The 16,882-nt window shown below is 49.1% G+C and carries 20 protein-coding genes; 10 read left to right on the top strand and 10 right to left on the bottom strand.

The genetic code is table 11. The features are described from left to right. Positions 1–44 precede the first annotated feature (44 nt). A complete protein-coding gene (locus tag ABD028_RS09665; RefSeq protein WP_343844509.1) occupies positions 45–743 on the bottom strand; it encodes an FMN-dependent NADH-azoreductase in 699 nt (232 codons plus the stop codon). 110 nt (positions 744–853) lie between these two features. Between ABD028_RS09665 and ABD028_RS09660 the strand changes: the two genes are divergently transcribed. After that, positions 854–1,693, top strand: coding sequence for a LysR family transcriptional regulator (locus ABD028_RS09660; protein ID WP_343844507.1), 840 nt, complete (start codon positions 854–856; stop codon positions 1,691–1,693). Between the two features lie 162 nt (positions 1,694–1,855). On the opposite strand, the gene ABD028_RS09655 is transcribed toward ABD028_RS09660, so the two are convergent. Next, positions 1,856–2,263: a GFA family protein gene (locus ABD028_RS09655; RefSeq protein WP_343844506.1), complete on the bottom strand. Its 408-nt coding sequence runs from the start codon at positions 2,261–2,263 to the stop codon at positions 1,856–1,858. Between the two features lie 92 nt (positions 2,264–2,355). Continuing rightward, positions 2,356–2,805 (bottom strand): DUF3592 domain-containing protein, encoded by a 450-nt coding sequence (locus tag ABD028_RS09650; RefSeq protein WP_343844505.1) that lies wholly within the window; start codon positions 2,803–2,805, stop codon positions 2,356–2,358. Between the two features lie 144 nt (positions 2,806–2,949). Between ABD028_RS09650 and ABD028_RS09645 the strand changes: the two genes are divergently transcribed. Next, the gene (locus ABD028_RS09645; RefSeq protein ID WP_343844503.1) at positions 2,950–3,885 is read left to right on the top strand and encodes an NADP-dependent oxidoreductase; all 936 of its coding nucleotides are present in this window, start codon (positions 2,950–2,952) and stop codon (positions 3,883–3,885) included. 76 nt (positions 3,886–3,961) lie between these two features. Here ABD028_RS09645 and ABD028_RS09640 read toward each other — a convergent pair whose 3' ends face one another. The 6 genes from ABD028_RS09640 to ABD028_RS09615 form a co-directional block, all read right to left on the bottom strand. Next, the gene (locus tag ABD028_RS09640; protein WP_343844500.1) at positions 3,962–4,267 is read right to left on the bottom strand and encodes an NIPSNAP family protein; all 306 of its coding nucleotides are present in this window, start codon (positions 4,265–4,267) and stop codon (positions 3,962–3,964) included. Positions 4,268–4,339: 72 nt separating this feature from the next. Then, a complete protein-coding gene (locus tag ABD028_RS09635; RefSeq protein ID WP_343844498.1) occupies positions 4,340–4,747 on the bottom strand; it encodes an SRPBCC family protein in 408 nt (135 codons plus the stop codon). 192 nt (positions 4,748–4,939) lie between these two features. After that, complete coding sequence (locus tag ABD028_RS09630; protein ID WP_343844496.1) at positions 4,940–5,827, bottom strand: carbon-nitrogen hydrolase; 888 nt, start codon at positions 5,825–5,827, stop codon at positions 4,940–4,942. Continuing rightward, positions 5,820–6,875: an agmatine deiminase family protein gene (locus tag ABD028_RS09625; RefSeq protein ID WP_343844495.1), complete on the bottom strand. Its 1,056-nt coding sequence runs from the start codon at positions 6,873–6,875 to the stop codon at positions 5,820–5,822. Before ABD028_RS09625 ends, ABD028_RS09630 begins: the two co-directional genes overlap by 8 nt. A 77-nt stretch (positions 6,876–6,952) precedes the next feature. Beyond that, positions 6,953–7,576 carry a CPBP family intramembrane glutamic endopeptidase gene (locus tag ABD028_RS09620; RefSeq protein ID WP_425542095.1) on the bottom strand — a complete coding sequence of 208 codons (624 nt, stop codon included), beginning with the start codon at positions 7,574–7,576 and terminating at the stop codon, positions 6,953–6,955. Positions 7,577–7,707: 131 nt separating this feature from the next. After that, positions 7,708–8,625, bottom strand: coding sequence for a LysR substrate-binding domain-containing protein (locus ABD028_RS09615; protein ID WP_343844492.1), 918 nt, complete (start codon positions 8,623–8,625; stop codon positions 7,708–7,710). 102 nt (positions 8,626–8,727) lie between these two features. Here ABD028_RS09615 and ABD028_RS09610 point away from each other — a divergent pair, with 102 nt between their 5' ends. Further along, entirely contained in the window at positions 8,728–9,555 is an 828-nt protein-coding gene (locus ABD028_RS09610; RefSeq protein WP_343844490.1) for an aminotransferase class IV family protein, read from the top strand. Positions 9,556–9,557: 2 nt separating this feature from the next. Here the strand turns inward: ABD028_RS09610 and ABD028_RS09605 are convergent, their stop codons facing one another. Continuing rightward, positions 9,558–9,986, bottom strand: coding sequence for an RrF2 family transcriptional regulator (locus ABD028_RS09605; protein ID WP_343844488.1), 429 nt, complete (start codon positions 9,984–9,986; stop codon positions 9,558–9,560). Between the two features lie 123 nt (positions 9,987–10,109). On the opposite strand from ABD028_RS09605, the gene ABD028_RS09600 reads away from it, so the two are divergent. The 7 genes from ABD028_RS09600 (at position 10,110) to ABD028_RS09570 (ending at position 16,765) form a co-directional block, all read left to right on the top strand. Then, positions 10,110–11,021, top strand: coding sequence for an NAD(P)/FAD-dependent oxidoreductase (locus ABD028_RS09600; protein WP_343844486.1), 912 nt, complete (start codon positions 10,110–10,112; stop codon positions 11,019–11,021). Between the two features lie 100 nt (positions 11,022–11,121). Beyond that, complete coding sequence (locus tag ABD028_RS09595; protein WP_343844484.1) at positions 11,122–11,805, top strand: class I SAM-dependent methyltransferase; 684 nt, start codon at positions 11,122–11,124, stop codon at positions 11,803–11,805. A gap of 198 nt (positions 11,806–12,003) precedes the next feature. Next, positions 12,004–12,894: a helix-turn-helix transcriptional regulator gene (locus tag ABD028_RS09590; protein WP_343844482.1), complete on the top strand. Its 891-nt coding sequence runs from the start codon at positions 12,004–12,006 to the stop codon at positions 12,892–12,894. After that, positions 12,878–13,882 (top strand): helix-turn-helix transcriptional regulator, encoded by a 1,005-nt coding sequence (locus ABD028_RS09585; RefSeq protein WP_343844481.1) that lies wholly within the window; start codon positions 12,878–12,880, stop codon positions 13,880–13,882. The genes ABD028_RS09590 and ABD028_RS09585 overlap by 17 nt, the downstream gene beginning before the upstream one ends. 83 nt (positions 13,883–13,965) lie before the next feature. After that, positions 13,966–15,474, top strand: a complete 1,509-nt coding sequence (locus ABD028_RS09580; RefSeq protein WP_343844480.1) for a PKD domain-containing protein — start codon at positions 13,966–13,968, stop codon at positions 15,472–15,474. Between the two features lie 25 nt (positions 15,475–15,499). Then, entirely contained in the window at positions 15,500–16,150 is a 651-nt protein-coding gene (locus ABD028_RS09575) for a hypothetical protein (protein ID WP_343844478.1), read from the top strand. Between the two features lie 6 nt (positions 16,151–16,156). Further along, entirely contained in the window at positions 16,157–16,765 is a 609-nt protein-coding gene (locus tag ABD028_RS09570) for a hypothetical protein (protein WP_343844477.1), read from the top strand. Positions 16,766–16,882: the final 117 nt, after the last annotated feature.

Below are 16,882 nucleotides of genomic sequence, written 5' to 3'. Positions count from 1 at the left end.
CTGTTACCAGTGATAAGCATAGCTGCAGAACAGTAAACAAAAAATCAAGCGCTCTGCATCAGCTCTTCTATCTGTTTAGGCACCTGCGGCAGAAACGCCTTTGCCAGTGCAGCCACCGCCTCAAAAGCCTGGGCTTTGGACGCCTCATGTCGTGCATCGGCAAATTCCTGGAATTGCACCTGCACGTCATCCACCTGCTCTACCCCCAGATAATGGCTTAAGGTACGAATATGGGTAGTTAAGTGATTCATATGCTCACGCACACCACCCGGCTCAAAGCCAAATTCCCCGGTAGAGGATACCAACACCAGGCGCTTTCCGGAAAAAATCGGGGCCAGTGGAAAGTCGCCACGTTGCAAGTCAAAACTGAAGGTTTTGTTCACCCGAATAACCTGATCAAACCAGGCCTTCAGGGCCGCTGGCATACCGTAGTTATACATAGGGGTGGAAATCAGTAACAAGTCTGCCCAATGCAACTCATCTATCAGGCTGTCAGACAGGGCCAGTGCCTGTTGCATTTCAGGCGTACGCTTGGTTTCTGGTGTAAAACAGGCTGCCAGCCAGGCTTCGTCAATAAAAGCCGGGGGGATTTTGCCCACATCTCTCAACTTCATTTCAAAGTGAACATTATTCACCTTAAGTTCAGACAAAAAGTGATTGGCTAACTGTCTTGAAATTGACCTGTAGCTGAGTCGTTCATGGCTATCGCCCCTGACACTGGCATCTAATCTTAGAATTTTCATTGCTTTTGCTCCGTTCGTTCAAATTAACAGGGATTATCTTGCAAATTTTTGTTGCCTCTGACAAAAGATGCTTTTTACACTTAAGGTGAAATTTATTCATCCATAAGAGAATGTCAGACTTTCCTTCACTTAACAGCTTACGGGTTTTCGACGTAGCCGCCCGTCATCTCAGCTTTAAACTGACTGCCGATGAGTTGCACCTGACGCCAACCGCGGTATCGCATCAGATTCGTAATCTGGAGGCCTGGTTGGGCGTAACACTATTTAGCCGGCAGGTTCGCCAGGTTGCACTAACCGAATCCGGTATCCGATTGGCTAAGGTCACTCGCGCCAGCCTGCACGCCATTGGTCAGACGCTTCAGGAGTTGAAGGGGCAAAGTCAGGGGCTGGTGATACGTTGTACTTCGTCATTTGCCGCGCTCTGGCTGCTGCCCCGAATGGCAGAGATGCAGACGTTATTACCCGATACGCCAATAGAAATACGCAGTGGCGAACAACTGGAGCCATCGCTGTCTGTCAGTACTCTGGCGATCAGATTTGGGTTGGTAGCAAACCAGGCTCAGCCCGTTACCCATGAACATTTCAACCTGTATGGCACGGCAAGCCAACTTGCCAGATTCGAGGCCGGGCAGGATTGCCCCATATTTTTACCAAGATGGAAAAACACCAGCTTGCCAGCCGCCCCATGGCAAACTTTTTGCCAACAACTGGCCAGCTCTACTGACCACATAAGCCTGACATATTTTGATCAAGAGCTGTTTGCCATTCAGCAGGCTCAGGCCGGGCTGGGCCTGGTGTTTAGTGGCCAGACCCTGATAAAGGGCGCCGCACAACTTAAGCCGTTAGCTGATGGCAAGCCCGTCGGCTCTGGTTTGGGATATTATCTGCAAGGCCATGTGCCAAACGGTATCTCGCCTGTACTGTCGTGGTTGACTCAGGCGCTGGCATAGTTGGGATCTGTCGCCATTGTCCTAAACCATGCTCAGCTACTGGCTTGTTCTGAGCAAACTGGTACATAAGCACAACGCTCTGCAGCTCCCTATTACTGTGCAAATGACGACCAGGTGGTTGCGTAACTTCTGTAATAGTGCAAACGACTGAGCTAAGCGAATTCAGGGCTGGCGCTCATAAACAGGAACATCAGCGGGTAAGCTAAACCAATCCTGCTTTTCACTCACCCATACATGGGCGGTTGGTTGGATAAGCCGGGTATCGGATAGATTAGACGGCTTCAACTTAATAATATCCGGCTCTTCTGGATTAAAGTGATACAGCCGATTGCCACAGGTTGGGCAGAACATTGCACCATTAATATTGCCGCTATCGGCCTTACGCTGCCACTTTTGCATCTGACCTTGAAATTCCACATCTTTGGCCTTCACCACCGCAGTAATGCTGAATGCGCTGGTCGAGAGCTTCTGACATTCCTTGCAATGACAAGCCACCACCATCAGCGGTGCCGCATTAAGCTGGTAGGTTACCTCGCCACATTGGCAGGCACCGGCTATCGGATATTCCATCCAGTTCCCTGTGAGCTGAGCTTGGCATCGACATCAAGCCATTGAATATTCTGGCAATCTAACAAAGCCGAATGACCCCTGACAAGGTGAATTCAGCGAAACACTCGGATCAGAAGATAAGCGGCACCGACAAACAAACTTCCCAGCACCAGCATCCCGATATGGCCCGCCCATAACGCAGCAAAGTTTACCAGTTTTGCCTGTTCTGGCGCCTGAGCCTGATAAGCCAGCCTAACCTGCTGGCCGGTTTGTAGCTCGGCTTCCCACAATCCGTAATCATGCACAACCAACACTGTCTCGCCACTTGCCAGTGTCAGGCGAATCAGTGCGCTATTCACCAGAGTACGGGAGCGCCTGGCAGTGCTGCCAATCTCCTGATAATGCTGGCGAACGTCTTCTACTGTGCCCACACCATAGCTGGCGCCGCTTAGAAACTGACTGGTGTCCAGCATATCGTCAATGGCTAAGTACAAAAGCAAACTCCCGGTAGCTGCAAATACCAGAGCGCCAAACAGCAAGGGTATCGGCAGTTTTAGTGACATAGGGGGCCAAGTGTTGTGAGATGGTAAACACACCTTAGCAGGCCATACATGGTTTTTATCAATCATTGCTATTCAATTTCTTCATTATCCAGAATACCGGCAAATCTTGATACTGAGGCTGCTGAAACCAACAAGGAATGAAAAATGAAAGCAGCCTTTATTAGTCAATATGGTGACGCCGCAGTACTGACAGTGAGCGAGCAGCCCAAACCTGTGATCCAACCCGGTCAGGTACTGATTCGGGTGATGGCAAGTGGTGTCAACCCGGTGGATTTTCATATCCGCAACGGCATGCTCAGTGGTACAGAAACCCATACGTTGCCGCTGATCCTGGGCTGGGACTGTGCTGGCATAATCGATGAGGTGGCAGACAAAGTTGATCATCTTAAACCGGGTGACGAGGTGTACGCCTACACGCCTATTCAGGCCCAGGGCACCAATGCCCAGTGGATAGCCGTGGATGCCGATGTCGTCAGACCCAAACCCACTAATCTTTCATTTGTGCAGGCTGCTGCCCTGCCTCTGGCAGCACTAACGGCCTGGCAGGGGTTGTTTAGTCAGGGTAAATTACAATCCGGTCAGCGCTTGCTGGTGCATAATGCCTCCGGTGCGGTAGGCAGCCTGGCAGTACAGCTGGCCAAAGCCAAAGGGGCGACGGTTATCGCTACCGGCTCAGCGTCCAAGCAAGACTATATCAAAGCCTTAGGCGCAGATGAGGTCAGAGATTACCATCAGGCAGATTGGCATAAGGGTATCGAACCCGTTGACATGGTGTATGCGGCACGTGGCGGCCTCGACTTACTGCAGCAAAGTGTCGACTTGATTAAACCCGGCGGCTTTTTAATTTCCACCCTGGATGAACTGCCTGAAGCCCAACTGGCAGCAAAGCGAGTGCATTTTCATCGTATGTGGGTCAACCCCAATGGCGGCGATCTTGAGCAGATCACCACGCTTGTTGAGAGCGGGCAACTGCAGATGGCGATTGATTCGGTCTACCCTCTTGAGCAGATCCAGGCAGCCCACCAACGCTGTGAGTCACATCAGGCCTTGGGTAAAATAGTGCTCGACCTTAGTCTGTAACAACAACAGCAACATAGTCACCTGGCCCGCTGGCGGGCTGGGCGCTAACGCATTGCGTTATTTGATAATTGCCCCTTCAGGCCAAAACCGGCCTGAAGAAGCTACGCTCATAGCTAACAATGCACTGCGTTTGCTCTGCGTATTGAAAGGCCGCCTGGCAGTCGGCATCATTAAAGGAGTCCTGGCGGTATTGCTCATAGCTTGCCAGACTGGAAAAAGTAAACAGCGCCAACGCTATATTATTAGCCCCTTCTGAAGGCAGAAAATAGCCGTTGTGCTGCCCACCAAATTTATTGACCAGCGGGATCCACATCCTGGCATAGGCTTCAAATTCTTCCAGCTTATTGGGGTCGATAACATAACGCAGAAAACAAGTTACCACTTTATTCTTCCTCTATAGTTCCATGCCGACACGCTGCTTTAGGGCAAAATAAGGTCAGCGCTTCAGGCGTTGTCAGTTAGCCTCTACATGGGCCTTAAAATTATCCAATATTCCCTGCCAGCCCTGACGCTGCTGTTCGGCAGAGTTCTCATCTTCAGCTTCAAAGGTTTCAGTGACCTTGATACCCTGCTCTGTAGGCAGAAACGCCACACTGACTTCACGCTCATCTCCCAGATTAAAGCGAATCAGTTTTTGAGGCTCAACAACCGTATAAGTGCCGCAGAAATCAAAACCCATTGAGCCGTCTTTGGCTTCCATCCGGTAGTTAAAAGCACCGCCAACCACCAGTTGATTTTCCGCTCTGGGACAACACCAGGTATCAATAGCAAAATTCCATTGAGTAATATGTTCGGGTGTTGTCCAGGCTTGCCAAACTTGAGCTAAAGAGGCGTTTACCAAAGTTTCTATAGTAATTTTCATCATATCTCCTGCTAATCAACAACGAGCGCCACCGTGGTGCCCTTCTAATCCCATTATTGTCGGCTGGAAATGCTGTATTTCGACTGGGCAGGGGAAATTCCCCCAATATTCTCTGCAACAAGCAGCAAGCAGCAAGCTAGCATATTGAAATTAAACAAGTGCTCCACCCTATAGGGGGAGCACGAAGCGAGTTTAGTCGCGCCAGCGACGGGTCAGATCTTCATAGGCGTCAATGCGCCGGTCGCGGAAATAGGGCCAGATACGTTTCACGTTTTCGGTACGGGCCAGATCCAGCTCCACCAGCAAAGTTTCTTCTTTATCACTGCTGGCCTGGGCCAGTAATTCACCTTGCGGACCAGCCACAAAGCTTTGGCCCCAGAACTGAATACCCGGGTCGCCCTCAATGGGCGAGGCTTCAAAGCCGGTACGGTTGGCTACAATCACCGGCAGCGAGTTGGCCACCGCATGGGCGCGTTGAATGGTATGCCAGGCGGTGTGCTGACGCTCGCGTTCATCCGCGGTATCGGTCATATCCCAGCCAATGGCAGTGGGATAAAACAGCATATCGGCACCACGCATAGCCATTAAACGGGCCGCTTCCGGATACCATTGATCCCAGCACACCAGTACGCCCAGCTTACCGACACTGGTTTGAATAGGTTCAAACCCCAGATCGCCGGGTGTGAAATAGAACTTCTCGTAAAAACCGGGATCGTCAGGAATATGCATCTTGCGATATTTACCCACCATGCCTTGCTTGCGGTCAAACACCACAGCGGTATTGTGATACAGGCCCGAACCGCGCTTTTCAAACAGCGAGGTGACCAGCACAATATTCAGCTCAAAAGCCAGGGCGGCAAAAAACTCGGTGGCAGGGCCGGGAATAGGTTCAGCCAAATCGAAATAGTCGGTATTCTCTTCCTGGCAGAAATACAGGGTGCTGTGCAGCTCCTGCAACATCACCAATTCGGCTCCCTCAGCGGCCAGCTTACGCACCTGTGCGGCGCTGTTGTTCCAGTTACTGAGCTTGTCGTTATTTGCCACGGCCTGCTGAACCAGGCCGACTTTAAGTTTAGCCATAAACAGTTACTCCCTTGCGCAATTGCGCCATCACGTCATCTTTTAATGTACCTTGGGGCACCTGCATGCTAATGCAATGCAAGCTGCCGTATTGCTGTACCAGCACCGCGCAATCCAATGCCACAATGTTATGGGCCGGATAGGCTTTAGTCAGCACCTCCAGCGCCACCTTGTCTTCTGGCTGGCCGTATATGGGACATAGCACCTGCTGGTTGTTAATCAGGTAATTGGCATAGGATGCCGGTAATCTGTCGCCTTCGGCGCTATAGATTTCCGGCAGAGGCAATTCAAATACTTGATGGTCAGGTAATGCCGTGCGGCATTCGTCCACCAGCGCTTGCAAGCCGTCAAAATGCGCATCCTGCGGGCGATTAAAGCAGGATTGAATGACCAGGCCCTTATCCGGGGTAAAACGCACCAGGGTATCGATATGCCCGTCGGTATCATCCCCTTCCAGATGGCCATGTTCGAAGATGCTGACCCGGCTGGCTCCCAGATACTCCTTAAACTGCGCCTGGTATTGGTCCAGGCTCATCGCGCCATTGCGTTCTGGGTTAAGCAGACATAAGGCAGTGGACAGCAAATGGCCCTCACCGTCTATCTCCAGCGCGCCGCCTTCAGCCACCATCTCGGTACTGATTAATGGCAATTTACACAATCTGGCCAGAATATCGCGATTAGCCAGATTGTCGCGGCGGGCATCGAATTTATTGCCCCAACCGTTAAACTGGTATTCCACCGGCTGCATACCCTGCTCAGAGGCACAGGTCAAAAAGCCATAATCACGCAGCCAGGTATCATTAGGATTGGCTTTAAGCAGCAACACTTGCTGGCAGTGAGCGGCGCGGGTTTGAAAGTCGGCCATATCGGCTTCGCGAATCAGCAGTAACACCCCGCAATTGGCCTGATTAATGGCAGCAATAAGCTCAAGGTATAAGCTACGGGCTTTTTCCAACCAAGGTGCCCAATCGGTATCCTGATGAGGCCAGGCCAGAATCACAGCTTCCTGCGGCGCCCATTCGGGCAGCAATCGACGAGAATCGGTCATAAATTCAGCTATTCCACTACGGATGGTCATTGCCGCCGATTATAGACGTTAGCGTATTCAATGCCATCGGAAATGGCCTAATTGATTAAGCCTATGCCCTCTATTTGCATCAGGTAGACGCCAAGGCCAATAGTGAACAAGAACATCCCCCATAACGAATGTTCAATGGCCACAATTAAGGTAGAGCGGGTTTGAATATACCGATAACCAAACAGCAGGCCGCCAACCCCGGACAACACAACCGCAACCCAGTTACCGTAAGCGGCGTGGGCCAGGGCAAAGCTGAATGTACTTAAGCCCAAACGACCCAATTTGGAAGGCAAAATATGTTTATAGCGATGAAAGAAAAAGGTGCGAAACACCAGTTCCTGCGGCAGCACCGATACCAACGGATAAATGGCCAGCGTCAGTAACCAAAGCTGATGATCTTTGCTTGGTAACCATAGAAAAAACTGCGGCAACCAAAGATAGACCAACACACTAATGACTAATGCCAGGGGCGCAAACAGCAACAATTGATGACGCAGACAGTGACCTAATCCTTGCAGATGCCAGAGCCGGAAGCGCTTAAATCTTGGATCGTTCAGCAGCAGCCATAAACATAAAAATCCAATGACCAACAGTATGGGAATGAGCCATTTAACCGAATAAGCGGAAAAAAACGCCACCAACAGTGGCACCAGCCCAAACAAACAGAACATTTCCAGCCAGCGATTCACCTTGTCACCTATTGGTCACAAAACTGTCATACCCCTATTAGGTATATACAAAAATTACCAACCCGGCGAGTGGATGCGCTAGAAAATATTCAATGAACTCTCGTTTGTTGCCTCTATTCTGTATCAGCCAACTGCGCGACTAACCATTGTTTGAATGCTGATACCCCAAACTTGTGGTCAGATGACGTCGGAATAAGCAGGTAATAGGCATAGCTTACAGGTAAAGAGACGGCCACCTTGGAAACCGCAATCAACTGCTTGTTTGCCAGTTCAGCGCCCACCAACATAGGTTCAACCAGGCCAATTCCACCACCAGCCAGTACCGCCTGAATTAAGTGACTGGTATCGGAAAACTTCTGCGTTCTTACCCTGGTGGCGATTGACAGCCCGGCCGCCGCAAACCACTGTGACCAGTCCGGCCATTGCAACCCTTCCACCTGACAGTCCACATACAAAAAGCCTTGAGTTGTTAAATCGGCCAAGGACTCCAGATCATCGGCAGCGTGCCATAACTCCCGGCTTGCAACTGGGAGCAAACGGGTCTGCGTGAGCCTTATAGCTTCTCCCCGTAAATACTGCCCGCGCCCAAAACGTATTGCCACATCAGGCCCTCCCGGTACCAAATCCCGCACATCATCTGTAATATCCAAAGCCAGCTGAATCTCAGGGTGTAACTGCTTAAAATCGGCCAATTTTGGCATCAGCCAATTGGTTGCCAAACGCGCCGGCAGTGACACTTGCAAAACATTATTGGCCTGCGGTGCTGTTATCTCTGCAATTGCCTTATCCAGTAGCGCTAACACCTCAGCGACGGCCGTCAACAGCGGTTTACCGGCTTCGCTGACTTTAATACTGCGGCTGGTCCGTTCAAACAGCACTACACCTAGCCGCCCCTCAATTTCCTTAATCTGATAACTGACGGCGGCCGGTGTCAAGCCCACTTCTTCGGCGGCCCGGGTAAAATTCAGATGCCGTGCTGCAGCGTCTAAAATCCGCAAACTACCGGTGCCTGGCAATAATCGACTCAGCATGATCTTCAAAGAATACTTAATGATGTATTGAGAAATACTCGTTTCTCTTCGTCGCGTCAAATCCTCATCATGGCAGCTGTATTTACACCTTGGAGTTCTTGTATGTTTGCGCAGGCTGAATTTGTCACCACCCTTAACGGCCAACCGGCAACTGCCGAGCCACTAACAGGCCTTGCTTTTGCAGGCTTTGCCCATTTTACTGCCATGCAGGTCAGAGATGGCCGTATCCGCGGGTTGGACTTACACCTAAAACGCCTGCAACAGGCATCCCTAGCACTCTTTGCCAATACGATGTCGGAAAAACGCATCTGCCGTTATCTGGCCGACGCTGTGAGTACCAGCCCAACTGATTGTTCGCTGCTAGCCACACTCTACTCAAGTGCAGGAGAATTTACCGCCAATATACAAGGTGAACAGCTGCACCTGTTTGTTCGCACCTTGCCGCCATCAGATGGTCCAAGCGGACCTTTTGCACTTAAATCCTTCATACACCAACGGCATCTCGCACATATCAAACATTCGGGGGAAGTCGCTAAAACCTATTATTTGCGCCAGGCAGCAGAGCAGGGGTTTAATGATGCGGTATTTGTCGACCAGTTGGGTTTTATCAGTGAAGGCTCTATCTGGAATATTGCTTTTTGGGATGGTGAGTCGGTTATCTGGCCCAAAGCGGACTATTTGCTTGGCACAACTATGGGTATAGTGCAAAGACAGCTAAGTGAATTGCATGTTCCTCAGCAAACGCGAAAAGTTAATTTAACCGATCTTGCCAGTATGCAAGGTGCAGTATTGATGAATTCCTGGACCCCGGCTCTGCCCGTTTATCAGATAGATGAACATGCCGTACCAGATTCCACTGAATTTTCTGCGTTATTACGCCGGGCGTTTGAGCGGGAGCCCAGAGTAATCATTCCAAGCTCCCCTGCATAGAACTAAACAGCTAGCTTGTGTTTGTCAAACTCGCTTGCCAGATTGGCCAGCGTTACTTGCTTAAAACGCGCCAACATTAGTGCTTCGGCTTCCTGCATCACGTCACGCAAGGCTTGGTTGACGCCGTGTTCGATGAGGCAATTGTTATGTTCGTCGGTCAGACCAATAGTAAATACCGAGCCCTCGCCCAGGGCCTTATGCACATCATATAAAGTGATTTCGGTTAGCGGCTTCGCCAGCGACCAACCACCATTGTGCCCTTTCAACGCACTCACATAGCCCTGTTCACGCAGTGCCGCCATGGTTCTGCGCACCACCACAGGATTAGTGCCAAGCATCTTACCTAAGTCGTCAGAGGTTGCGGGTTTGCCATAGTGATGCAGATGGATCAAGGCATGAAGTACCCGGGAAAGGCGGCTGTCTTTGCGCATAACTGGCTGTTTAAAGAATTTTCCATATGCTACCACAGCCTTATGTAACCTTTAATGTTTCTTGTGTTGAACAATACAAGCATTTCATGTAACACTAATAGTTACTTAAAGAGAGGTCTTGTTATGAAATTTGATGTAATGATTATCGGTGGCAGCTTTGCCGGTCTGTCTGCCGCCATGCAGCTGGTCAGGGCACAAAAACAGGTACTGGTTATCGACGGCGCCAAGCCCCGAAACCGCTTTGCTGCTCATTCGCATGGCTTTTTCACGTTGGATGGCGAGAGCCCGGCTACCATACGCGATAAAGCCCTGACCAAACTGCAGGCTTATCCGGGGTTTTCTTTACTGGAAGCTGAAGTGGTCGATGTGAAAAAAGTCGGCACAGGCTTTCGTGCAGAAACGGCCAATGGTGAGCATATGGCTGCCGCCAAAGTCATTCTGGCCACCGGCGTTAAGGATGAATTGCCGGATATCCCTGGCTTGCCTGAACGTTGGGGCAAAACCGTCATCCACTGCCCTTATTGTCATGGCTATGAAAATAAAAACGTCCCTTTGGGCGTACTGGCCACCAGCGAGTTTTCTATTCACCAGGCTAAGCTGGCACCCGACTGGGGCCCCACCACCTACTTTACTCAAGGGCAGTTTTCACCGGATTCGGACGCACGCCAAATGTTGGAAAAACGCGGCGTACAGATAGAAGAAAGCCCGGTAATTGAGTTACTTGGCACGGCCCCGCAAATCCTCGCCGTGCGACTGGCCGATGGCCGTGAGCTCCCCATACAGGCCCTGTATGTGGGCCCTAACACACAAATGGCCAGTACATTAGGAAAGCAGCTTGGTTGTGCCTTTGAGCCCGGTTTTATGGGGCCGGTGGTGAAGGTGGATGAATGTCAGCAAACCACGGTGGCTGGCGTCTATGCCGCCGGTGATATGGCGATTCCAATGCAAAACGCCACACTGGCCAGCGCTTCAGGGGTGATGACCGGGGTCCATGTGCACCATGCCCTGATCCAGATGCAGCTAGACAGTAAATAAAGTGTCAGCGCTAAGAGTAACAGTGACAGGAACAGAAACCACGCTAAGTCCCTGTGCGCCTTGGCGATGAACAAGTATTTGAATCAGGTAAACAAAGTCCATGCAAAGCATACTCGATAAGGCATTTAATACAGATATGGCGGCACGCTATGATAGTAGCCGCGCCCATATGCAGCCTCTAAAAGACGCACTGCATTGGCAGATGCAGGCGCTGTTTGCCAGCTTACCCGAAGATGCCCACCTGCTTTGTGTGGGCGCTGGCACCGGCGAAGAATTGCTGTATCTGGCAAGGGCGTTTCCCGGCTGGCATTTCACCCTGGTAGACCCGGCGGCGGCCATGTTGGCCCGCTGCCAGCAAAAAGCCCAACAGCAAGGGATAGCGCAGCGCTGCACTTTTTTTAGCGGTTACCTGCATGACATGCCGGATACAACCCCGTTTGACGCTGCCACCAGTATTCTGGTTTCGCATTTTATTCTCGCAGCAGCCGAGCGACTGGCTTATTACCAGCACATTGCCCGGCGCTTAAAGCCCGGTGCCATAATGATCAATGCCGATCTGTGCTGGGATTTGCAGGCAGATAGCTTCAAAGATATCTGCCTGCAATGGCAAGCCCTGCATCAACAAGCTGGACTACATACCGATACGTCCTACTTGGGGAAGCAGGTTGCAGTCGCGTCGCCACAACAAATGCAGGCGTTACTCACCGCCGCAGGCTTTGCGAATTGCATACCTTTTTACCAAGCCATGCTGATTTGTGGATGGTACTCAAGAAAAAGCCCTTAGCTGACTTAAAAGCCAAATGTCCAGGTGGGAATAGAACCGATACTTTTAACACAGCATCATCGACAGAAACTCGTCATTCCTGATGTCGATAGGTTGCGCCGCAACAGGCCGGACCAGGTTCAACCAACTTCCAGTTAAACTGGAATTTCATTCGATAATTCATATTATTATGAACAAGTTCGATGGGGACGGTGCAACATGCTGACTGAATGTAATCCGTATATCCAGGCGTTATACAAGCGCGCGTATTATGGAGATATGCAGGACTTTCGTCTCCATCTATGTCAGTGGTTAACGTATTTACTGCCCTTTGATTATATTGACTGGCATTACCACGATAAAAATAACAAAAGCCTGGGCGCCGTGCTCAGTTGGCGCATTGAGCAGATTGAATCATTAAGCTCACCCACTAACCCATTGGCAGCTCATCTTCCGACTTTTTCAAGCGCCCCCATCTGCCAGCCTGTCAACTCCCTGATGGGTCAAGGTGTAACCTTGCATCAAACACCACACCAGATAGACATAACAATCCGGCGTGCAGAAAGCTTGGCAAGTCAACGTATTAAATTGCTACGAAATCCCCAGAGCGCTGAATTCAGCGGCAATGACATCCAACTGCTAAGCCTGTTGGTGCCGCATCTGGTAGAGAGTCTGTCCTGCGCGTTGTTTCAGCGTTTAGATGAAGCGCCAGCGCTGACAGCGCTGCTGGACAAACACCTGCACATTATTGAGGCAACTCCCTCTTTTACCGATCTGCTGAAACACCATATCAATGCTAACCGCATTATGCTGCCGATAAACGCCGCCCAGCAGCGCCTGCCAATACCAGAGCTGGCGCACTGCCTTTGTGTGGACACTGTCGGTGAGCTTTACCGTGTGGTAATACAAGCCAATAGCGGCGAGCTGTTAAGCCAAGCCGAACACAACGTTCTGGCTTGTATTACACAAGGCCAAACCAATAAAGAAATCGCCCGTACGCTGAATATTTCAGCTTCAACAGTGAACAACCACCTCACCAGCCTTTACCGAAAACTGGGCGTACATAATCGCGTACAAGCAATTAAGGCCGGCTATGCCACAAGACACTGAGCTTACTCATGAACAACAAGTCCAACTATCACATTATATTGCCAGCGTGTATCGCCAGGCCGGGCAACTGGATGCTGATGCATTTCGCCAATATTGCTTAAGTGAACTACAACAGTTTATCCAGTTTGAAAGTGGTGTTTGGTTTTATCGCAAAGGGGTTGAGGAGTCGTTTACCCGGGCAGAAACCTATCTTTTTAATATTCCTGCCGGTTTTATGGAAAACTATAACCGCTTGCTGTCCACCGAAATGCTGAATGAAGATCCCGTAGCGAAATACGCTGTAGAACATATAAATCAAAGCTTCAGAATGATCCCCGAAGTATTCTCCAGTTGGGACACTTACATTCAAGAACTGGTTTATCAAATTCATGGCAAAAAATTCGAGCTGAACAATACCCTGACCACCATTTATCAATGCGATGGTCAGGATAAATTAAATGTCATTTCACTTTACCGGATGGGGTACGGTAATTACACATTCAGCGCACAGGACAAAATCATTAAGCAACTGGTCAGCCCTCACCTGGCCGAAGCAATGACGATGAATATTTTGTCCAGTTTTAGCCGTCAGCAGCATCATCAAGGAGTGTATCGGGCCATTACCGATATACGCGGTAATATTTTGGAAGCCGAGACGGCGTTTCTGGCCATGTTGCAAAGAACAGGTCAGGATAAAATTACCTTACCGGCTATGCTTGAGGGCGAGGTTGTTATCCTGGCGCTGGAGGATGGCACTCCGATTAAGGCAATCAAGCGTCATACCTTTGTTGAACTGCAGTTGGAAACCATCCCCTTTGCCGGGTTAAGTCCACAACAAATCCGTGTCTGCCATTTTCTTAAACAAGGGCTGTCTGACAAGTCCATCGCCCAGCATATGAATATCAGTCCGTTTACGGTCAGCAATCACCTCAAAAAACTGTATCAGCACTTAGGCACCAAAAACCGCTTATCCACCGTTGCGCTGTTACTGAGTAAAGATGTGAATTAGCACTAGCTAGTTTTACCTATATCCAATCCCCTGGTTTTGCACAAGACTTGCTGCATAACGCTATTCGACCAGGGATTGATGTAATGAAACTACAACACCTTACCTATATCGCTATGGCCTGCTCGTTAAGTGCATGTTGGGGCGGGGATGATCCTAAAACAGCGACACCCAATCAGGCACCCGCTGTGGATGCCGGTGCCGATCTGAGTGTGAATGAACGAAGCACCGTGACGATCAACGCCACAGCGTCAGACAGTGACGGCAGTGTCAGCGCTTATGCCTGGTCGCAAAGCTCTGGAGAGGCTGTGACCTTAAATGGTGACAACAGCGCCCAACTGAGTTTTATGGCGCCCAGCGTCGATATGGATACCAGTTTGACCTTTTCGGTCACAGTGACTGACGACGATGGGGCAACCGCCACCGATTCAGTTGTTGTGAATGTCAGCAACACTGAATCCAAAGGCGTATTGTTGGATAGTCCAGTCATCAATATCTCTTATCAAACCGAAACCTTGTCTGGTGTGACGGATGAAAACGGGCAGTACGAGTACATACCGGGTGAGACGGTTACATTCCATGTTGGCGATCTCATCTTTCCCTCTGCCAATGCGTCCGCTATCTTGACACCGCTTGATTTAGCGAATACTTCGGACACATCGGATCCCGAGGTGATTAATATCATCCGCCTGTTGCAAAGTTTGGATCAGGACGGTGCAACAGAAAATGGCATCACCATCACACAGACGGCAAAAGATAACGCCAGGCAAGTGGATTTTACGCTGTCCGTGGCGGAATTTGCGTCGTCGCCATCAGTACTTTCAGTGGTCTCAAACGGTGGGCAGGACAATGTCATCAATGAGCTTATTGATAGCCAAACAGCGGTAAGCCACTTTGAAACCCAGCTAATGAATAGTGGCACTGCTTTTGGCTCCATTGTTGGCTCCTGGCTTTTTGCAGGTGATGAGTTTGTCACCCTTACCCTAACCAACGAAGGTATTTTTCTGTGGAATGAGGCCAATGGCGAAGCACCAAATGGTATGGAGGCTGGTCACTACAATTATGATGCCACCACACAAACCATCACGCTGATGGTGGATATTATGGATGGCAACGGCGATGGCGGCATTTCGCAAAGCGGTAATGCCGATGGCAGCGGCTTGTCATTTACCCAAGTTCAAGCCACATCCTCAGCACTTAACCTCGTTATTCCTGAAGAAGGTGCGCTCAGCGCCACCAAGATCAATGCATTGAATAACAACGTCGTTGGCACCTATTTTTACGGTGATGATGAAGTGTTCGCGCTGACCTTATTGGCTGACGGCCGATTTATGTGGCATGAGGCGCTGATAACCAATGATAACGACGAGTTGCAAACCAACGGTATGGAAGCGGGCCACTATAACTACGACAGCCAGAATCAAACCCTGTCTTTTGTTGCAGATATATATGACGATGCCAACGGCGGCGTGCAGGAAGGCAACGAATCCCTCACCTTTACCAAGGTGGCATTTTCCAACGACGCCATTTCTTTTGTTATCGGGCTGGAAGGAGATGACCCCATTGTTTTGAGTCGCGTCAGGCAGGCTAAGTAGTAAGTTTAAAAATTAGGGGCGGAACATGAATATTGTAAAAAGATCCATATATTTCATGCTATTACTTTTTTCAGATTCCTTGCATGCCATTGAAATTATTGACAGTGGATTTTCAAACATACATCTAATCTCTCAAAGTGGTGACTTAGATTATTGTGGATATGAAAGCATAGGTGCTACTTATTCCGACTCTGATTTTTTGGACATCAATACACAAACCGGTTCAGTAGAGTTTTATCGCTTCAACGCTAAGAATAGTACAACAGGTAGCTATTATTCACTAGTTGCCACGGATGGGTTGGTCGTAGGAAGAATATCCGCTGCATATGAACGGCCCTCTGATACTGGTTCACCCAACAGTACCTATGTAAACAGGTATGAATTCTCAGGGCTATTTGATAGCAACAAATATCAAAATGAAGTGTTTGGCACATACAAACATTCTGCTTACGCCACTTATTCAGATGAATCAGGCAACTATAATTACAGATGCGAATACACTTATCGCTACAGTATGACATTATCAAATCCTTTGACATCGGAGCCCAAACCCGTGTCATCCAGTGTTATCAATCTTATTTTGCAGAAAATTCACGGACTGATTCTTATTGATACAGAATCTCGCAACACCATACCCGTAAGAAAAAAAGCCATTTCAGTTGGGATAAGAGGATAGAAAAACATGTTAGATACAATCAAACATTGGCACTCTAAATTATCACAGTGCTTTTTAGTTCTTATTTCAATCAATGTATTCGATGCTGTTGCACAATCACAGGATATTTATACTGCTGATGGAATAATGATGCAGACCGCACTCGACATTAATGGTATTCCTGAACAAGCAGTTTTGGTCATGGCAGTAACACTGCCAGATGAGGACAGCCTTATTTTACCATTCACCTTTACAGGTAACCCAGAAGTTGTCACTTTACACGCCTATTTCAACAATAATGAAATTGATGTTGAATCCGGCATATTGGAGCAATCTAATAATATTGATTATATGATCCTGGACATAAGCAGCGTAAAAATGCAATTCGGCAATCTTAAACTTGTCCTCAACACTGGTGGTAATGATGTCGCCGAACTTTTTTTAATTGAATCAGTTAACTATACCGATGCAGATGTAGAGAAGGAACTAGGAGATACAAACACCGGTGCGCATACTGGTTCTAGTGGTGGTTCAGTTAGCATCTATTTAATTTTCATCCTGATTCTGGGGTCCATAGTTGAAAAACTGCACGTCCGACGCAGCGCAAGTAAACTGAAAAGTAGCTCAAAGACATAAATAGATTAATAAGGTGAGATCTATTGATCTGTATGCGTGTCTACCAAACTATGCACATTCCAGGGCGGGATCAAACTTTGTAAATCATCTTAAAGTCTGATCAAATACGCGCAGTTT

It is taken from the genome of Bowmanella denitrificans, from assembly GCF_039522935.1.
GTDB classification, from domain to species: domain Bacteria; phylum Pseudomonadota; class Gammaproteobacteria; order Enterobacterales; family Alteromonadaceae; genus Bowmanella; species Bowmanella denitrificans.
The sequence above is the reverse complement of the archived record's forward strand: the minus strand, read 5'-3'. Positions and strand labels throughout refer to the sequence as shown.

What these genes read in the sequence shown, in the direction of transcription:
- ABD028_RS09665 (WP_343844509.1), bottom strand. Translation starts at nt 743, where the DNA reads ATGAAAATTCTAAGATTAGATGCCAGTGTCAGGGGCGATAGCCATGAA.
- ABD028_RS09650 (WP_343844505.1), bottom strand. Translation starts at nt 2,805, where the DNA reads ATGTCACTAAAACTGCCGATACCCTTGCTGTTTGGCGCTCTGGTATTT.
- ABD028_RS09590 (WP_343844482.1), top strand. Translation starts at nt 12,004, where the DNA reads ATGCTGACTGAATGTAATCCGTATATCCAGGCGTTATACAAGCGCGCG.
- ABD028_RS09615 (WP_343844492.1), bottom strand. Translation starts at nt 8,625, where the DNA reads ATGCTGAGTCGATTATTGCCAGGCACCGGTAGTTTGCGGATTTTAGAC.
- ABD028_RS09580 (WP_343844480.1), top strand. Translation starts at nt 13,966, where the DNA reads ATGAAACTACAACACCTTACCTATATCGCTATGGCCTGCTCGTTAAGT.
- ABD028_RS09610 (WP_343844490.1), top strand. Translation starts at nt 8,728, where the DNA reads ATGTTTGCGCAGGCTGAATTTGTCACCACCCTTAACGGCCAACCGGCA.
- ABD028_RS09655 (WP_343844506.1), bottom strand. Translation starts at nt 2,263, where the DNA reads ATGGAATATCCGATAGCCGGTGCCTGCCAATGTGGCGAGGTAACCTAC.
- ABD028_RS09600 (WP_343844486.1), top strand. Translation starts at nt 10,110, where the DNA reads ATGAAATTTGATGTAATGATTATCGGTGGCAGCTTTGCCGGTCTGTCT.
- ABD028_RS09585 (WP_343844481.1), top strand. Translation starts at nt 12,878, where the DNA reads ATGCCACAAGACACTGAGCTTACTCATGAACAACAAGTCCAACTATCA.
- ABD028_RS09635 (WP_343844498.1), bottom strand. Translation starts at nt 4,747, where the DNA reads ATGAAAATTACTATAGAAACTTTGGTAAACGCCTCTTTAGCTCAAGTT.
- ABD028_RS09625 (WP_343844495.1), bottom strand. Translation starts at nt 6,875, where the DNA reads ATGACCGATTCTCGTCGATTGCTGCCCGAATGGGCGCCGCAGGAAGCT.
- ABD028_RS09575 (WP_343844478.1), top strand. Translation starts at nt 15,500, where the DNA reads ATGAATATTGTAAAAAGATCCATATATTTCATGCTATTACTTTTTTCA.
- ABD028_RS09660 (WP_343844507.1), top strand. Translation starts at nt 854, where the DNA reads ATGTCAGACTTTCCTTCACTTAACAGCTTACGGGTTTTCGACGTAGCC.
- ABD028_RS09645 (WP_343844503.1), top strand. Translation starts at nt 2,950, where the DNA reads ATGAAAGCAGCCTTTATTAGTCAATATGGTGACGCCGCAGTACTGACA.
- ABD028_RS09620 (WP_425542095.1), bottom strand. Translation starts at nt 7,576, where the DNA reads ATGTTCTGTTTGTTTGGGCTGGTGCCACTGTTGGTGGCGTTTTTTTCC.
- ABD028_RS09570 (WP_343844477.1), top strand. Translation starts at nt 16,157, where the DNA reads ATGTTAGATACAATCAAACATTGGCACTCTAAATTATCACAGTGCTTT.
- ABD028_RS09630 (WP_343844496.1), bottom strand. Translation starts at nt 5,827, where the DNA reads ATGGCTAAACTTAAAGTCGGCCTGGTTCAGCAGGCCGTGGCAAATAAC.
- ABD028_RS09595 (WP_343844484.1), top strand. Translation starts at nt 11,122, where the DNA reads ATGCAAAGCATACTCGATAAGGCATTTAATACAGATATGGCGGCACGC.
- ABD028_RS09605 (WP_343844488.1), bottom strand. Translation starts at nt 9,986, where the DNA reads ATGCGCAAAGACAGCCGCCTTTCCCGGGTACTTCATGCCTTGATCCAT.